This is a genomic window from Leisingera sp. SA215 (assembly GCF_055902035.1).
Window position 1 is genome coordinate 20,520 of record NZ_JBVVXU010000015.1, and the last position, 14,995, is coordinate 35,514.

At 61.8% G+C, this 14,995-nt stretch carries 15 protein-coding genes and 1 pseudogene; 4 read left to right on the plus strand and 12 right to left on the minus strand.

The window, feature by feature from the left end; genetic code table 11:
- Positions 1-107: 107 nt before the first annotated feature.
- Both AC0KW6_RS15900 and AC0KW6_RS15905 read right to left on the minus strand, forming a co-directional pair.
- On the minus strand, positions 108-314 hold the full coding sequence (locus AC0KW6_RS15900; RefSeq protein ID WP_024091071.1) for a cold-shock protein: 207 nt from the start codon (positions 312-314) through the stop codon (positions 108-110).
- Between the two features lie 78 nt (positions 315-392).
- Positions 393-701 (minus strand): DUF1858 domain-containing protein, encoded by a 309-nt coding sequence (locus AC0KW6_RS15905; RefSeq protein ID WP_323781509.1) that lies wholly within the window; start codon positions 699-701, stop codon positions 393-395.
- 365 nt (positions 702-1,066) lie between these two features.
- Here AC0KW6_RS15905 and AC0KW6_RS15910 point away from each other — a divergent pair.
- Positions 1,067-1,210, plus strand: a pseudogene (locus AC0KW6_RS15910) (AAA family ATPase); the annotation flags it as partial.
- 167 nt (positions 1,211-1,377) lie between these two features.
- Here AC0KW6_RS15910 and AC0KW6_RS15915 read toward each other — a convergent pair.
- The 9 genes from AC0KW6_RS15915 to AC0KW6_RS15955 all read right to left on the minus strand — a co-directional run bounded on the left by AC0KW6_RS15915 (position 1,378) and on the right by AC0KW6_RS15955 (position 9,851).
- Positions 1,378-1,626 (minus strand): EF-hand domain-containing protein, encoded by a 249-nt coding sequence (locus AC0KW6_RS15915; RefSeq protein WP_474035368.1) that lies wholly within the window; start codon positions 1,624-1,626, stop codon positions 1,378-1,380.
- 400 nt (positions 1,627-2,026) lie between these two features.
- Positions 2,027-3,169, minus strand: coding sequence for a M56 family metallopeptidase (locus AC0KW6_RS15920; protein WP_474035369.1), 1,143 nt, complete (start codon positions 3,167-3,169; stop codon positions 2,027-2,029).
- Positions 3,159-3,575: a BlaI/MecI/CopY family transcriptional regulator gene (locus AC0KW6_RS15925; protein WP_323781518.1), complete on the minus strand. Its 417-nt coding sequence runs from the start codon at positions 3,573-3,575 to the stop codon at positions 3,159-3,161. The genes AC0KW6_RS15920 and AC0KW6_RS15925 overlap by 11 nt, the downstream gene beginning before the upstream one ends.
- A gap of 246 nt (positions 3,576-3,821) precedes the next feature.
- Complete coding sequence (locus tag AC0KW6_RS15930) at positions 3,822-4,100, minus strand: DUF2160 domain-containing protein (protein WP_474035370.1); 279 nt, start codon at positions 4,098-4,100, stop codon at positions 3,822-3,824.
- A complete protein-coding gene (locus AC0KW6_RS15935; RefSeq protein ID WP_474035371.1) occupies positions 4,100-4,897 on the minus strand; it encodes a carbohydrate ABC transporter permease in 798 nt (265 codons plus the stop codon). Before AC0KW6_RS15935 ends, AC0KW6_RS15930 begins: the two co-directional genes overlap by 1 nt.
- Before the next feature lie 11 nt (positions 4,898-4,908).
- The gene (locus AC0KW6_RS15940; protein ID WP_474035372.1) at positions 4,909-5,772 is read right to left on the minus strand and encodes a carbohydrate ABC transporter permease; all 864 of its coding nucleotides are present in this window, start codon (positions 5,770-5,772) and stop codon (positions 4,909-4,911) included.
- Entirely contained in the window at positions 5,772-6,866 is a 1,095-nt protein-coding gene (locus AC0KW6_RS15945; protein ID WP_474035373.1) for an ABC transporter ATP-binding protein, read from the minus strand. Before AC0KW6_RS15945 ends, AC0KW6_RS15940 begins: the two co-directional genes overlap by 1 nt.
- Before the next feature lie 7 nt (positions 6,867-6,873).
- Positions 6,874-7,950 carry an ABC transporter ATP-binding protein gene (locus AC0KW6_RS15950; RefSeq protein ID WP_474035374.1) on the minus strand — a complete coding sequence of 359 codons (1,077 nt, stop codon included), beginning with the start codon at positions 7,948-7,950 and terminating at the stop codon, positions 6,874-6,876.
- A gap of 167 nt (positions 7,951-8,117) precedes the next feature.
- The gene (locus tag AC0KW6_RS15955) at positions 8,118-9,851 is read right to left on the minus strand and encodes an ABC transporter substrate-binding protein (RefSeq protein ID WP_323784084.1); all 1,734 of its coding nucleotides are present in this window, start codon (positions 9,849-9,851) and stop codon (positions 8,118-8,120) included.
- Between the two features lie 277 nt (positions 9,852-10,128).
- On the opposite strand from AC0KW6_RS15955, the gene AC0KW6_RS15960 reads away from it, so the two are divergent.
- Positions 10,129-11,247 carry a THUMP domain-containing class I SAM-dependent RNA methyltransferase gene (locus AC0KW6_RS15960; protein WP_474035375.1) on the plus strand — a complete coding sequence of 373 codons (1,119 nt, stop codon included), beginning with the start codon at positions 10,129-10,131 and terminating at the stop codon, positions 11,245-11,247.
- Positions 11,248-11,318: 71 nt separating this feature from the next.
- On the opposite strand, the gene AC0KW6_RS15965 is transcribed toward AC0KW6_RS15960, so the two are convergent.
- Positions 11,319-12,587, minus strand: a complete 1,269-nt coding sequence (locus AC0KW6_RS15965) for a hypothetical protein (protein ID WP_474035376.1) — start codon at positions 12,585-12,587, stop codon at positions 11,319-11,321.
- A 363-nt stretch (positions 12,588-12,950) separates the two neighbouring features.
- Between AC0KW6_RS15965 and AC0KW6_RS15970 the strand changes: the two genes are divergently transcribed.
- Together AC0KW6_RS15970 and AC0KW6_RS15975 are read left to right on the plus strand one after the other, a co-directional pair.
- On the plus strand, positions 12,951-13,964 hold the full coding sequence (locus AC0KW6_RS15970) for a hypothetical protein (protein ID WP_474035377.1): 1,014 nt from the start codon (positions 12,951-12,953) through the stop codon (positions 13,962-13,964).
- A 90-nt stretch (positions 13,965-14,054) separates the two neighbouring features.
- Positions 14,055-14,855: a TIGR03084 family metal-binding protein gene (locus AC0KW6_RS15975; RefSeq protein ID WP_474035378.1), complete on the plus strand. Its 801-nt coding sequence runs from the start codon at positions 14,055-14,057 to the stop codon at positions 14,853-14,855.
- Positions 14,856-14,995: the final 140 nt, after the last annotated feature.

Below are 14,995 nucleotides of genomic sequence, written 5' to 3' on the forward strand. Positions count from 1 at the left end.
TTTCGGTAGTTTTGGGATGAAACCGCATCTGAGGGTCAACAATGACAGATACGGTAGCGAGGGCATTTCAAGAATGCTCCCGCCAATCGTTTCAAGCCTGTAAAGGCTTACGCAAGTGCAAGATTGCTGGCGGACTCACGTCCGTCGCGGCCGCTCTCGATGTCGAAAGTTACGGCTTGGCCATCGTCAAGCTGGTGGATGCCAGCGCGTTCCAAAGCGGAAATGTGGACAAAAATGTCCCGCGAACCCTGCTCGGGAGCGATGAAACCAAAACCTTTTTGAGAGTTGAACCATTTCACGGTGCCATTAGCCATCGTGTCGTCTCCTTGAAAAATGCCATCCGCAACACGCGATAGCCCGGCCCAGTGTCGACATAGGAACAACTGGGGCCGTTAGGAAACAGAAGGTCTAGGAAGAAGCTTTGCTGAACTGAGATGGTGTAGGCGATCCATGATTGCAAGAGACCAGCCGCGATATCTTTCAAATAGTTTTATGACCCCCCTTAATCCTCGCAGCTGCTCCCGGAACACCATCTCCTCCAGCCCGTATTCGTTGCAGGCGTCGATCAAGGTGTGAAAGGGGGCGATCGGGCAGCCGGGGCAGAGCATCCGGCGGCGCATGAACGCGGCCGCACAGGCGGGCCAGTGGTGAAACAGCTCTGACAGGGGCAGGTCCGGGTTGTCGAAATAGGGGCGTCGCATGGCGGATCCTCCTTTTCCTGCATCTTGCGTGCAGCAACGCGCGTGGTCTTTGCGCTTCGACAACATCTCTTGCACGGCGCGGGCTTAGGCAGACCTCATCCGCAAGTGTAAGCAGGAGCGCGATATGTCAGAGATACTTACCAAGTCGCGGGCCAGGAACGTGTTCTACGGGGTTCCTTGTTCTTCGTCGTCGTGTTCGTGGCCATGTGCAGGACCAGCTGGAATTGTTCTGCCTGATGCGCCTTGGCTCTGGTGTGGTGGTTGTCCTGGGCGCGCTGCTGTTCATCTACGCAACCGTCGCGGTCCGCCGCGAAGTCATCAAACCCGGCCCCGTGGCAGTACCGGAAGAGTAAGCCGTGAATGCGATGAATATGCCATCCGTTCCCAACTACCAACCCGCAGGCGATGCATGCACCGTCTTCGAGATGGCCCAAGCCAACGGTCTGTCCCTTCTTCTGAAGGGCCCCACTGGCTGCGGGAGGACGTGGTTCGTGGAGCATGTGGCCGCCTGGTCTGCCGCTGTACACTGTCGCTCACCAGGGGGGCGGTCTGCCTATGGGATGTTATCAGACGTAAAAGGCCCCGCAACGCGGGGCCGTGGCACCCTTTAACAGTGGCAGGGACACAATACGGCAAGGCGGCCCGGTTCCGGGGGGAGAGCCGCCTTGCCGCGGGTTCAGCTGGCCGCAGCCAGCAGGCCGGCATCCGCCGCTGCCTTCACTTCGGCCAGATCAGCCTCGCCATCGGCATTGGCGTCGATGGTGGCAAAGGTTTCTGCAGTCAGATCAGGGAAGGCCGCCTGCAGCTCCTCCAGCGAATAGCTGCCGTTACCGTCCGCATCGGCCTCGGTGATGGATTCCATTGCGGCCAGAGGCGCAGCGGTCAGTGCAGCAAAAGCGGCGGCAGTCAGTGCGAATTTTTTCATGTGAGACACTCCATACTTTTGGGTTCGTTACCAGCGGCCACGGTGTTCCGTGTGCCGTGGCATAGAGCTAGGCCGCCGCAGGGCCGGGTTCTATCCCGTTGTACAGTCGCCGCAATTTCCGGCGCCGGGTTGCCTGAACAGGGCTGTCTCCTAGGCGCTTTGCTGCTCTGGATTTTTCCTGATCCTTTCTCCGCTCAAGCCCAGGGGCCGGTCGTGCAGGAATCTGCCTGAGCCGGCTTTGATGCCTGACCGCCCCCTGAAACCTTTGTACGAAAGGCTGCTGTTCCCTGCCTGGGAAGGGGCAGCAATCATCCATTGCCGGGCGCTGATCAACGGACCGGCGGTGCATCTTTTGAAAGATTGGAACGGCCGTACCCGGCCGGCACCTGGAATTGGCTGCCTACTGCGAGGGGACGGCAAAGCCGCCGTTCAGCGCGCTGATGGCAAGCGTCGGCGAGGTGCTGCGGCTGGCCATGCGTTCCAGGTTGACGATGGTCGACAGCATGATGCGGTCATGGCTCCAGTCGCTGGGCCGCTGCAGCAGCATGGCCGTGCCCAGCACCACCCCGGCCATCGCCAGGGAGACCACGCCCCAGCCCAGGGAGTTCTGCCCTTGCGGCTGGCGGGCTGTCACCGCGATGATGCGACGCTGCAAGGAGGCGCCGCGGCGGGTTTCCCGGCGGTCGACCAGTGCTACTGCCGGGCTGCGGCGGGTGAACAGAGCGGGCCCGCGGGCGGCATGGGCACAGGCGCGGATCAGGCATTCGCAATAGGCGCGCACATCGACCCGGGGCCGTGCCATCAAGGCCTGATCGCAGGCAAATTCGCGCAGCAGCCGCACTTCACGCCGCCACAGGTAAAAGGCGGGATTCCAGAACAGCAGCGGACGCAGCATTTCCAGAAAAAACTCGCATTCAATGTCGCGCTGGCGGAAATGCTGCAGCTCATGCGCAATGGTCAGGCGCAGGTCGCGCGGGTCGTTCAGCAGGGCGGCGGGAAGCACCACGTAGCGACGGCGGAGCCCGCGGGTGGAATAGGCAACGCGCACTGTGTCGGAAACCATCAGTTGCACCCGGCCAACCCGTTTCCAAGTGAACGCGGCCGCCAGGTTCTGGTACAGGCGGAAGACGGAGATTGCCACATGGGCCAGGCAAATCAGCATCCCGGCAGCAAAAGCTGCGGACAGGGCCTGGGCCCAAAGCGGCTGCAAACTGGTGAGGCTGCGCACGGCATCCACGCGCAGGCCCAGAAGCGTCTCAAACCTGCTGGCGCTCATGCTGACATTGCCTTGCAAATACTGCGAGACCAGCATGTCGGAGAAATTCGGCGGATGGGGAGTGACGAAATGCGTAAAGGCGATGATCAGTACGGGCGTCACCGCCAGCAGGACCGTCATCCCGTTCAACAGCCGCAATTGCGGGCGGTAGGCGCGGCCGAGCTTGCTGCGGGCCAGCAGTTTGCGGGCAGCGAGCCACAGGGCAGTGCCGGCCAGCAGCAGGATATTCAGGTCAATATAGGCATTCAGCAGAGCATCAGTTGGCATTGTCCCCCAGCCTTTCCTCCAAGAGCGCCCGCATCTCCTCGAGCATCTCGTCGGTCACATCCTCATCATCGACCAGCCGCGCCACCAGGGCGGCGGGCGCGCCGTTGAAAAGCTTGCTCGAAAGGTTTTTCAGAGATGTTTTCTGATACTCTGCCTTGGGAACGGCGGGGCGGTAGACCAGAGAGCGGTCTTTGCGCTCGCTAGTAAGGAAGCCCTTTTGCTCCATGATCTTTAGAACCGTGGCCACCGAGGTATAGGCGCGTTTCTGCGCCTTGTTCAGCTCGGCCAGGATCTGCCGCACGGTGCCGCCGCCGATGTCCCAGACGACGGTCATGAATTCCAGCTCCACTTCGGTCAGCAGGGGATTGTCGTGTTTCTTGCGCATCGCCTCGGCTGTCCGGTTCATTTCATCGTTCCAGTCATGCTAGGGGAAGGGGGCTCCCGTGAAAACTATTTTTTTAGAAGATGCGCCGCGGCGGTAGCAGCGTTGCCAAATCGTGCGCTGCCGTGCGCTTGTTCAGCGGGGTGAAAAGTAACGCGCCAGTCTTTTGGGACGGCGTCTGGCGCAATTGTTCTGGCTTCCGCTGAGAGGGCCTTGAAAGGCAGGTTCGCCTTCAAGGCCCGTCCAGGTTGTGTTTGAGGCTTGCGAGCGTCAGACTTTCCAGAAGCAGAAGACACCCCAGGCAATTGCCATCGCCAGCGGCCACCACAGCGGCATCCCCACCAGCCCCAGCCAGGCCAGGAAGATGTAGGACGTGCCAAGCAAGCTGATGAACAGCCGGTCGCCGCGGGTTGTTGCCAGCCCCAGCACCCCCTTGCGCGCATTGCCGCCGGGGTGGCGGATCTCAACCGCGACCAAAATGCCGATGGCGGTGAAGATGCCGATAAAGACCAATGCTGTGGGCCAGGTCCAGGCCATCCATGAAAGCATCACACCCTCCCCATCGCGAAACCCTTCGCGATGTAGTTGCGGACAAACCAGATCACTATGGCGCCCGGAATGATTGTCAGCGTGCCCGCGGCTGCCAGAAGCCCCAGCTCATAGCCCGCAGAAGACGCGGTTTTGGTCATGGTGGCGGCAATCGGCTTGGCAGCAACGGCGGTCAGGGTCTTGGCCAGCAACAGTTCGACCCAGGAGAACATGAAGCAGAAGAAGGCGGCAACGCCGACGCCTGCCTTGATCGACGGGATAAAGATCGTGGCAAAGAAACGCGGGAAGGAATAGCCGTCGACAAAGGCGGTCTCGTCCAGTTCCTTGGGCACGCCGCCCATGAAGCCCTCCAGAATCCAGACCGCCAACGGGATGTTGAACAGGCAATGGGCCAGCGCAACGGCAAGGTGGGTATCGAACAGTTCCACCGCGGAGTAGAGCTGGAAGAACGGCAGGGCGAACACCGCAGCAGGCGCCATCCGGTTGGTCAGCAGCCAGAAGAACAGCTGCTTGTCGCCCAGAAACCGGTAGCGGCTGAAGGCATAGGCCGCGGGCAGCGCAACCGCGATGGAGATCACCGTGTTGATCGACACGTAGAGGATCGAGTTGATGTAGCCCCAGTACCAGCTGGGATCGGTGAAGATGGTCTCGTAATTCTCCAGCGTGAAGGTCTGCGGGAACAAGGAGAAGCCCGACAGGATTTCATTTGTGGTCTTGAAGCTCATTGCCACCAGCCAGTAGATCGGCAGCATCAGGAACAGGATATAGACGATGGGGACGATGGATCGTTTCTGCATGTTCCCTTCCCTTAATTCAGATCGTCCTTGGTCATCAGCGTGTAGAACAGCCAGGAGACCAGGAGCGTGATTGCGAAATAAATGAGCGACATGGCGGCGGCAGGGCCGAGGTCGAACTGGCCAAGGGCGATTTTCACCAGGTCGATCGACAGCAGAGTGGTGGAGTTGCCGGGGCCGCCGCCGGTCAGAACGAAAGGTTCGGTGTAGATGTTGAAGCTGTCCATGAACCGCAACAGGATCGCGATGGTCAGCACCGTCTTCATCTTCGGCAGCTGGATGAACCGGAATACCGCCCAGTTGGAGGCGCCGTCGATCTTGGCCGCCTGGTAATAGGCGTCGGGGATCGACACCAGCCCTGCATAGCTCAGCAGCACCACCAGCGAGGTCCAATGCCAGACGTCCATGGTGACAATGGTCACCCAGGCCGCGATGGGATCCTGCGTCATGTCGTAATTGATGCCCAGCGTGTGGTTCAGGAAGTAGCCCAGCAGGCCGATGTCCGGCAGGGTGAAGATGTTCCACATCGCGCCCACCACGTTCCACGGGATCAGCATCGGCAATGCCATCAGCACCAGGCACACCGGCACCCAGAACCCTTTGCGCGGCATCGACAGCGCAATCGCGATGCCCAGCGGCACCTCGATGATCAGGATCAGGAAGGTGAACATGAACTGGCGGCCAAGTGCTGCGTGGAACCGGTCCGAGCGCAGGATCTGCTGGAACCAGTCCAGCCCCTGCCAGAAGAACACGTTGTCGCCAAAGGTTTCCTGCACCGAGTAATTGACCACCGTCATCATCGGAATAAGCGCATTGAAGGCGACCAGCAGCAGCACCGGCAGCACAAAGAACCAGGCTTTCTGGTTTTCGGTTTTCATCAGGCTGCTCCTTGTTCGTCTGCAGCGGGAGAGGTGGCAAGCCAGCCATCCACGTAAAGCCGGGTCATGTCCTGGCGGAAGGCCAGATACACGGTGCTGCCCTTTGCCGGGGCGTTTGCTTCGACAACGGCGTTGATGCGCTGGCCGCCGGCCTCGCATTCCACCACTGTGTGGCGGCCGACATCAGAAACTTTGGTCACTGTGGCCGGCAGGCCGTGGTCCGCCAGCGCGACAAATTCCGGGCGGATGCCGATTTCGGTCTGGCCGTTGGCGGCACCTTGGACCGGGCCTTCGAGCGCAATTGGCTGGCCTGCAAACATTGCGGCCCCCTGTTTCAGCTCGCAGGGCAGGATGTTCATGCCGGGTGAGCCGATAAAATGGCCAACGAAAGTATGCGCGGGGCGTTCGAACAGTTCGACGGGCGTGCCGATCTGCACCACCTCGCCAAGCTGCATCACCACCACCTGATCGGCGAAGGTCAGCGCTTCGGTCTGGTCGTGGGTGACGTAGATCATCGTCGCCTTCACCCGCTGGTGCAGCTCCTTCAGCTTGCTCCGCAGTTTCCACTTCAGATGCGGGTCGATCACCGTAAGCGGCTCGTCGAACATCACCACGTTCACGTCCTCGCGCACCAGCCCGCGGCCCATCGAGATCTTCTGTTTATTGTCAGGTGACAACCCCGCCGCCTTCTGCTCCAGCATCCCCGTGACTTCGAGCATTTCAGCAATCGCCATCACCCGCGCATGCACCGTGGCCTCGTCCCGGCCGCGGTTGCGCAGCGGGAAGGCCAGGTTGTCGTAGACCGACATGGTGTCGTAGATCACCGGGAACTGGAACACCTGGGCGATGTTGCGCTGATCCGGGGGCAGGGCGGTCACGTCCTTGTCGTCGAACAGGATCTGGCCTTCGGACGGCACCAGCAGTCCCGAGATGATGTTCAGAAGGGTGGATTTACCGCAACCGGAGGGGCCGAGCAGCGCATAGGCGCCGCCGTCGTTCCAATCCAGATCAATCTCCTTCAGCGCATAGTCCGAGTCGGACTTGGGCGTGGAAAGATAGCTGTGGCGCAGTTTTGAGAGAGTTATTTTAGCCATTTATGCCTCACGCTGCGCGGCTGCCGTCAGGGGCAAAGAAATAGGCCTGAGCGGGGTCCATGTAGAAATCGTGCAACTCACCCACGCGGTAGGGGTGAACGCCATGTGCCAGCGACACCCAGCTGCCGGCACCTGTTCCTGTGCCCATGTCGAAGTGGGCGGAACTTTCGGAGCCGGACAGCTCGGTCACCTGCACCTTTCCGGACAGCTGCACCTGTGCACTGTTGCGGGCGATGGGCAGCACGTGGTGCGGGCGCACGGCGATGGTGTAGGTGCCATCGCTGAGATTCGCGGCGGCCCCAGCCAGCTCCCAGGTGACGCCGGCCCCCAGACGGGCCATGCGGCCCTGTTTGGTGATTTCGGCGGTGTTGATCGGCGGATCCGAAAACACCCGCGCCGCATCCACATTACCGGGGTTGCGGTAGATCTCGGCGGTGGGGCCGAACTGTGTCACACGCCCGTCGCGCATCAGCGCGGTCTTGCCGCCCAACAGCAGCGCCTCTTCCGGTTCCGAGGTGGCATAGACCACCACCGCGCCGCGGCCGGCAAACAGCTCGGGCAGCTGGCCGCGCAGCTCTTCGCGCAGCTTGTAGTCGAGGTTGGCCAGCGGTTCGTCCAGGAATACCGCGCGGCTTTCCTTGGCAATCGCTCGGGCCAGGGCGCAGCGCTGCTGCTGGCCGCCCGACAACTCGTGCGGGCGGCGGTGCAGCATCGGCTTCAGCTGCAGGATATCGGCCGCTTCTTCGACGCGGGCCTCGAGTTCCGATTTCGCCATGCCCGCCACCTTCAGCGGCGAGGCGATGTTCTCATACACTGTCATATGCGGGTAGTTGATGAAAAACTGATGCACCAGGCTGATGTTGCGCTTCTGGGTGCTGAGACGGCTGACATCCTCGCCCCCCATCAGCACCTGGCCGCTGGCCATCGGGTCGAGGCCCGCCATCAGTTTAATCAGTGAGGTCTTGCCAGCGCCAGTGGCGCCGAGGAGGACGTTGAAATGACCGGGTTCCAGCACCAGCGAGGTGTCCTTGATGTGCTGAATGGCGCCGACGCGCTTGGTCACACCCTTAAGTTCGAGTGCCATCTTGCTTTGACTTTCCGGCAGGCGGCCTGTTTGCGCGCAGGTGCAGAGAGCGGGCAGGGCGCGCAGTCTTTTGGGGGAAGCTGGCTTCGGAAGACGGAAACCGGTCTCCGGGGCCTGGGTTCAGCCCGGCCGGGCAATGAGCAGCCTGGCCGGACCGGAAGGAGAGTTTATTCAGTCGCCCAGCGGGCTACCAGCTCGTCATAGTTGACGGTCTGGCCTGCAGGCTTTTCGTTCTCCAGCGGCGGTTTGGCGCCGCCATTGGCGTACCACCATTCCGCGTCCTTCTCTTCGTTCAGGCGCGGGCCGCAGCCGCCATAGACATTCGCCTGCTCGTCCGCACGCTGCATCCGGGCCATGGTGATGTCCATCTCCTCGGCCAGACGGTTCATCGCTTCCTGCGGGGTGAAGGCGCCGGAGTTGACGTCGCCGATCTGCTGCCACCAGATCTGGGCCAGCTTCGGATAGTCAGGCACGTTCACGCCGGTCGGCGACCAGGCCACGCGGTCGGGCGAGCGGTAGAACTCGACCAGGCCGCCCAGCTTGGGGGCGCGCTCGGTGAAGCTTTCGTGGTTTACCGAAGAATCGCGGATGAAGGTCAGGCCAACGTGCGATTTCTTCACGTCCACGGTCTTCGACACCACGAACTGCGCATAAAGCCAGGCCGCTTGGGCACGGTCCACCGGGGTGGATTTCAGGAAGGTCCAGGACCCCACGTCCTGATAGCCGACCTTCTGGCCTTCTTCCCAGTAGGGGCCGTGCGGGCTGGGCGCCATCCGCCACAGCGGGTTGCCGTCGCCATCCACGGTGTTGTTGCCTTCGGATTGCGGCTTCACCATGTCGGCAGTGAACGCAGTGTACCAGAAGATCTGCTGCGCCACGTTGCCCTGCGCCAGAGCGGGCAGCGACTGGTAGAAGTCATAAGACGCCGCACCGGGAGGCGCGTATTTGCGCAGCCATTCGTCCCACTTGCGGATCGCATAAACCGCTGCAGGGCCGTTGGCGGCACCGCCGCGGGAGACACTGGCGCCCTGCGGGTTGCAGGTGCCTGCTTCCATCCGGATGCCCCATTCGTCGATCGGCACGCCGTTCGGCTCACCCTTGGAACCGGCACCGGCCATCGACAGCCATGCATCGGTCATCCGCCAGCCAAGATCCGGCGCACGCTTGCCGTAATCCATGTGGCCATAGATCGTGGTGCCGTCGATTTCCTTGACGTCCTCGCTGAAAAATTCGGCGATGTCCTCATAAGCCGACCAGTTGACCGGCACGCCCAGGTCATAGCCGTATTTTTCCTTGAAGGCGGCCTGCAGATCCTCGCGGTCGAACCAGTCCTTGCGGAACCAGTAAAGGTTGGCGAACTGCTGGTCGGGCATCTGGTACAGATCGCCATCCGGGCCGGTGGTGAACTGGGTGCCCATGAAATCATCGAGGTCCAGGCCCGGGTTGGTCACGTCCTTGAAATCGCCTGCCATCATGTCGGTCAGGTTATAGGCCAGCTGCAGCCGCGAATGGGTGCCGATCAGGTCGGAGTCATTGACATAGGCATCGTAGAGGTTCCGCTTGGTCTGCATCTGTGTCTGCACGGCCTGAACCACTTCGCCCTCGCCGAGGATCTGGTGGTTCACCTTGATGCCGGTGATTTCCTCAAAGGCTTTGGTCAGCACTTCGGATTCGTAGGAGTGCGTCGGGATGCCTTCCGACAGCACGTTGATTTCCATGCCGCTGAACGGCTGGGCCGCCTGAATGAACCACTGCATCTCAGACAGCTGTTCATCCTTGGTCAGCACCGACGGCTGGAATTCTTCATCAATCCATTTTTGGGCCGCCATTTCGTCGGCATAGCCATTTGATCCGGCAACCATCGCGCAAACGGCGGCTGCGGATAAAAGATACTTACGCATCCTTTCCTCCCTGAAAGTCGCTTAAGGCCAGTTATGCACCTGTTGCACCTGACTGGCATAGAGCTTTCATAAGTTGGAATATGTTGTCAAACTAATTTTTTAGTAACTACTAATCGCCTGTTTTTAATGATAAATTTACGGACTTCAGCAGCCTTACCGGAAGGTGTCCGGCATGCCGCGCTGCGGCATCAGCAGTTGTGGCGCTGCGGCTGTTTCCCCCTATGCGGTCGCTGAAAAAACAGTCGCCGCGCCTCGGCTTTACGGCTAAGCAGGCGCCATGACGCATGAAAGCACATTCGAAATATTCCTCACCGCACCGCCGGGACTGGAACAGGCGCTGCTGGCCGAGGCCAAGGAATTGAGGTTCGCCGCGCCCAAGGCGGTTCCGGGCGGGGTCACGGTGCAGGGGGGCTGGGCCGAGGTCTGGCGCGCCAACCTGTCGGTGCGCGGCGCTGCCCGGGTGCTGGCCCGGATCGGTGAATTCCGCGCCTTCCACCTGGCCCAGCTTGACAAGCGGTCGCGCAAGTTTCCCTGGGGCGGCGTCCTGCGCCCGGATGTGCCGGTGAAGGTGGAGGTTTCCACCAATAAGAAATCCAAGATCTACCACGCAGGCGCCGCCGCGCAGCGGGTGGAAAAGGCAATTGCCGAGACCCTCGGCGCGCCGGTGACCAAGGACGCGGAACTGACGGTGAAGCTGAGGATCGAGGACAACCTCTGCGTCTTCAGCGTCGACACGTCCGGCGAGGGGCTGCACAAGCGCGGCCATAAATCCGCCGTCGGCAAGGCACCGATGCGCGAAAACCTGGCGGCCTTGTTCCTGCGGGAATGCGGTTATGACGGGGCTGAGCCGGTGGTGGACCCGATGTGCGGCTCCGGTACCTTTGTGATTGAGGCGGCAGAGATTGCCAAAGGCCTGATGCCCGGCCGCAGCCGCAGCTTTGCCTTTGAAAAGCTGGCCACGTTTGATGCGGCGGCCTGGTCCGCGCTGACGCAGCAAGGCGAAATCCGCGATACAGATCTGCTGTTCCACGGCTCTGACCGCAACGAAGGCGCGGTTGAAATGGCCGCAGCCAATGCGGACCGCGCCGGCGTGGCGGATTGCACCCGCTTTGCGCAAGCCGCCGTCAGCGATCTGCAGCGCCCGGACGGTCCGCCCGGCCTGGTGATCGTCAACCCGCCTTACGGTGCGCGGATCGGCAACAAGAAACTGCTGTTTGCCCTCTATGGGGCATTGGGGCAGGTGCTGAAGGAGCGCTTTTCCGGCTGGCGCGTGGGTATTGTCACCTCGGAAACCGGGCTGGCCAAGGCTGCAAACCTGCCGTTCCTGCCCTTTGGCGCCCCAGTTGCGCATGGCGGCTTGAAAATCCGCCTGTTCAAGACGGATCCGCTGCCCTGACACGGCCTGTAACGACCGGAGGGCGTCCGGTTGCGCCCCCCTGCTGGTTGTGAAGAATATCTCAGGCCGCCTCAGACAATCTCGTAAAGATCTTCCATACTGCCCTCTGTCCCGCTGCCGGGCATGGTGCCGCCTACCGGCTGGGTCATCAGCGCCATGATATCTTCGGTGCCGGGCTCGCCGCCGCTTTGGAACTGGCCGGCCAGATTGGCGTCATACCAGTTGCTCAGCCCGTCGCCTGTTACCCCGCCATTGGCATAGGATGCACCGCTGCTGGCTGCCGCCGCCGGGTCATAGCCGCCCTCCAGCACCTGCTGCGAGCCGTCCGGGTTGCTGACCACTAGCGACATGCTGCTGAGGTCGATGTCCTCCAGTGTCAGCCCGGCGTCGGACCACAGGGTGAAGTTGGCGTTGGTGACGGTGCCGTCTGTGCTGTCCGGCTCCTGGCCGAATTGCACCATGCCGTCAAAACTGCCGGGCACGGTGGTGCCGGTGTCCAGCGCATTGACCGCATTGGCACTGGCCGCATGGCCGGTGACCGGCAGCGCGTTCTCATCCGGGAAGAAATTCAACCCGTCGACGCTGGCGTCATCCGTCATGTTGAAAAACAGCCCGTCGATATCTGCAACTTCGCCATCCCAGGAGGTCGGTTCCATTTTGATGAACAGCTGCCCTTGCGGGGTCTGCAGCACCTCAACAGAGACACTGGGATCTCCATTGCCGCCGATCTCGAATGCGACCGAGGTTTTGCCGTCATTGCCGCCGTCATCTCCAGTGCCCTTGGTTCCGCCGGACCCTTTGGTGCCGCCGCTCCCCTTGGTTCCGCCGGACCCTTTGGTGCCGCCGCTCCCCTTGGTGCCACCGGATCCAGAACCGCCGGCACCCGAACCGCCGGTGCCTGATCCGCCAGTGCCTGTTCCCTTGGTGCCAGAGCCGCAGCCTTTGGTGCCGCCGGATCCACCGGAGCCTCCGGTGCCGCCTGATCCGCCAGTCCCGCTACCGTTCCAATCGTCTTCTTCGCGGTACCACCAGTGCTTATTGCCGTGATGGCTCTTTCCGCCCCAGCCCTTGGTTCCGCCGGCCCCCTTGGTACCGCCGGACCCTTCGGCAACGCCGGACCCATTGGTGTCTCCGGTTCCGTCCTGGTCCTTTTCTTGCCACCAGTCTTGGCTGCCCTTGCCTTTCCAGCCAAAGCGGTCAGACAGGGTGCTGTCGTACCAGCGGCCGAAATGCCCGCCTTGCACGCCGCCGTTGTAATAGCTGTTGCCGCCGCAAGCCTGCTTGCCGCCCCAGGACGCATCCCCGCGTCCCCAGCCATTTGAATAATGTCCCCGGCCCATTTTTTTCTTCTCCCAGAAAAATTCTTGAAACAAAGCGGCGCTGCAGCTTTCCGCCACCCGCAAACGCGGATTGAGCGAGCCTAGGAAAACGGGCTGGAGAGGCCAAACTTTCGTCGTATTTTAGGCAATTTTTCATCGAACACGGAGCGGATCGGGAAACAAACCGCCTGATTCTGGCGGCATTATCCAGTTTTTGTTTCCAATCGGCCAATGCGGGCCGGCCGCCAACGTCCGAAACGGTCATTGAAGCGCTGGAAAAGCCCAGATCTGTCCCGAAAAGCGCCGTCTTTTGCCGCCAGAGTGCGACCTCATAAAGGGGAAACCGCACCGGTTTCGGGCGGCAGGTGGAAAAGGGTACCTGGGATGGCTGATGGCAGGTTTGACGACCGCTCCGCGTATATCGCGGGGGCGGCCCGCGCGGTTCTGGGTGAAGAGCCGCAGGAAATCTCGGCGCCGGGCGGAAAGTCGCGTTCCTCCTTGCGGCTGCATTTCGGCGGCCGCACCGTGATCGCCACCCTGCGTGCCAACTTCCGGCGTACCCATCTGGAGGCCTTCGTGCTTGAGCAGCTGGCGCCCCATTGCGATGACATTCCGCAGGTGCTGGGTGTTCACAATGACGTTCTGTTTCAATCCGACAGCGGTCAGATCCGGCTCAGCGAAGAGATCATCGAACATGCGCCGGACGATCAGCTGGAACTGGCAGCAGAGGCTTGCGCCGCGATCTTCCGCATCCAGGCGGCCGCCCGCAAGACAGAGCTGAACAGCGTGCTGCCGCATCTTGGCGCCAACCGCAGCTGGATCCGCAATTTTGTCAGCTCGGCCGGGGCTCTGGAAGCCTATTCCATGGGCATCCCCGATTCATTCGACTACCCGGCAGTGGCCGAATTCGTGGAACAGCCCGGCGTTCAGTTTCTGAAATGGGACTGCCGCGCGGGCAATGCCGCGATCGGGGACGACGGGTTCGTGCGCTGGTTTGATTTCGAATATGCGGGCCTGCGCCACGGGGCCGAGGATTTCGCCTGGTTGATCGGGGATGAGACATGGCCCATTGCGCCGGACAAGATGGCCGATGTGATGATCGAGACTTTCGACCCCGGCTGCGGCCATGAGATCGGCGCGTATTTGGAGTATCTTTCGGCCTACACCGCCTTGCATTGCATCCAGCGGCTGGAGCTGATCCAGAAAGAGGTCAAAAGCCGCGGCTGGCTCAGCCAGGAGCGGGTGCGCAAATATGATGATGCCGGGGTGCATCCGGAGTTTGCCGCGCAGCTGTGCCGGACCGGTGCCTACTATGCTGCACAGTCCAGGCTTACCGCGCCGCTCTGCCGCAACTTCGAGGCTGCGGGGCGCGCGTTCCAGGCGATGTCCGAAGGGTAGCGCCATTTTTACGTGTGTGACGTGCGGTTCAGGGTTCTGACCTTTTTGCCCGGCCGCTAGTCTGAAGCCGGACTGAACCGGGGAGCAGACATGCAACAGGCCGAAGATTTCCGTGCCGAAAGCCGCGCTTTGGCGGCGATTGTGAAGGACCTGCCAGAGGCCGGCTTCCACCGCGCGACCCAGTTCAAGGGGTGGACAATTGATCACGTGCTGGGACATCTGCATCTGTTCAACGCCGCAGCGGAGACTGCCTTGCAAGGAGACGAGGCCTTTACTGCTTTCATTGCGACAGTGCGGCGGGACATGCAGGCGGGCAAGCCCATCCTGGACTGTCAATTTCCCTGGCTGAACGGCCTGTCGGGGCGGGCGCTGTTCGAAGCTTGGCGGCTCGGGGCGGAGTCCTGTGCCGATGCTTTTGCCAAGGCGGATCCCAAACGGCGGTTGCAATGGATCGGCCCGGACATGAGCGCGCTCAGCTCGGTCACTGCCCGGCAGATGGAGACTTGGGCGCACGGACAGGAGATATTCGACCTCCTCGGCCGGGAGCGGCAGGAGAAGGACCGCATCCGCAACATCGCGCATCTCGGGGTGGCGACCTACGGCTGGAGTTTCCGCAACCGCGGGCTGGCGGTGCCGGAGCCTGCGCCGTTTGTGCAGCTGACCGGGCCGTCCGGGGCGGTCTGGGAGTGGAACACGCCGCAGGAGGCGGGTTTTGTCAAAGGCTCTGCGGTGGAGTTTGCCCAGGTGGTCACCCAGGTGCGCAGCATTGCAGACACCAGGCTTCAGCTGTCAGGCGGGGCCGCCGTCAGCTGGATGCAGATTGCCCAGTGTTTTGCCGGACCGCCGGAAACACCGCCGGGCAAGGGCTGCCGGTACAAGGCGGAAGCCTGACACCCCTCCGATAGCCTCGAATCGCTCCCGCCCGGCTTCGGCCGTCCTCCCGGAAGGCCTGCGCCCGTTGGGCGTGGGGGGGGGGGGGGGGGGGGGGGAGGGAAAAAAAAGAAGGAGAGGAGAGAAGGAGGAAGAGGGGG

Excerpts from the sequence above, each read along its gene's own strand:
- AC0KW6_RS15900 (WP_024091071.1), bottom strand. The coding sequence starts at position 314 with ATGGCTAATGGCACCGTGAAATGGTTCAACTCTCAAAAAGGTTTTGGT.
- AC0KW6_RS15905 (WP_323781509.1), bottom strand. The coding sequence starts at position 701 with ATGCGACGCCCCTATTTCGACAACCCGGACCTGCCCCTGTCAGAGCTG.
- AC0KW6_RS15915 (WP_474035368.1), bottom strand. The coding sequence starts at position 1,626 with ATGAAAAAATTCGCACTGACTGCCGCCGCTTTTGCTGCACTGACCGCT.
- AC0KW6_RS15920 (WP_474035369.1), bottom strand. The coding sequence starts at position 3,169 with ATGCCAACTGATGCTCTGCTGAATGCCTATATTGACCTGAATATCCTG.
- AC0KW6_RS15925 (WP_323781518.1), bottom strand. The coding sequence starts at position 3,575 with ATGAACCGGACAGCCGAGGCGATGCGCAAGAAACACGACAATCCCCTG.
- AC0KW6_RS15930 (WP_474035370.1), bottom strand. The coding sequence starts at position 4,100 with ATGCTTTCATGGATGGCCTGGACCTGGCCCACAGCATTGGTCTTTATC.
- AC0KW6_RS15935 (WP_474035371.1), bottom strand. The coding sequence starts at position 4,897 with ATGCAGAAACGATCCATCGTCCCCATCGTCTATATCCTGTTCCTGATG.
- AC0KW6_RS15940 (WP_474035372.1), bottom strand. The coding sequence starts at position 5,772 with ATGAAAACCGAAAACCAGAAAGCCTGGTTCTTTGTGCTGCCGGTGCTG.
- AC0KW6_RS15945 (WP_474035373.1), bottom strand. The coding sequence starts at position 6,866 with ATGGCTAAAATAACTCTCTCAAAACTGCGCCACAGCTATCTTTCCACG.
- AC0KW6_RS15950 (WP_474035374.1), bottom strand. The coding sequence starts at position 7,950 with ATGGCACTCGAACTTAAGGGTGTGACCAAGCGCGTCGGCGCCATTCAG.
- AC0KW6_RS15955 (WP_323784084.1), bottom strand. The coding sequence starts at position 9,851 with ATGCGTAAGTATCTTTTATCCGCAGCCGCCGTTTGCGCGATGGTTGCC.
- AC0KW6_RS15960 (WP_474035375.1), top strand. The coding sequence starts at position 10,129 with ATGACGCATGAAAGCACATTCGAAATATTCCTCACCGCACCGCCGGGA.
- AC0KW6_RS15965 (WP_474035376.1), bottom strand. The coding sequence starts at position 12,587 with ATGGGCCGGGGACATTATTCAAATGGCTGGGGACGCGGGGATGCGTCC.
- AC0KW6_RS15970 (WP_474035377.1), top strand. The coding sequence starts at position 12,951 with ATGGCTGATGGCAGGTTTGACGACCGCTCCGCGTATATCGCGGGGGCG.
- AC0KW6_RS15975 (WP_474035378.1), top strand. The coding sequence starts at position 14,055 with ATGCAACAGGCCGAAGATTTCCGTGCCGAAAGCCGCGCTTTGGCGGCG.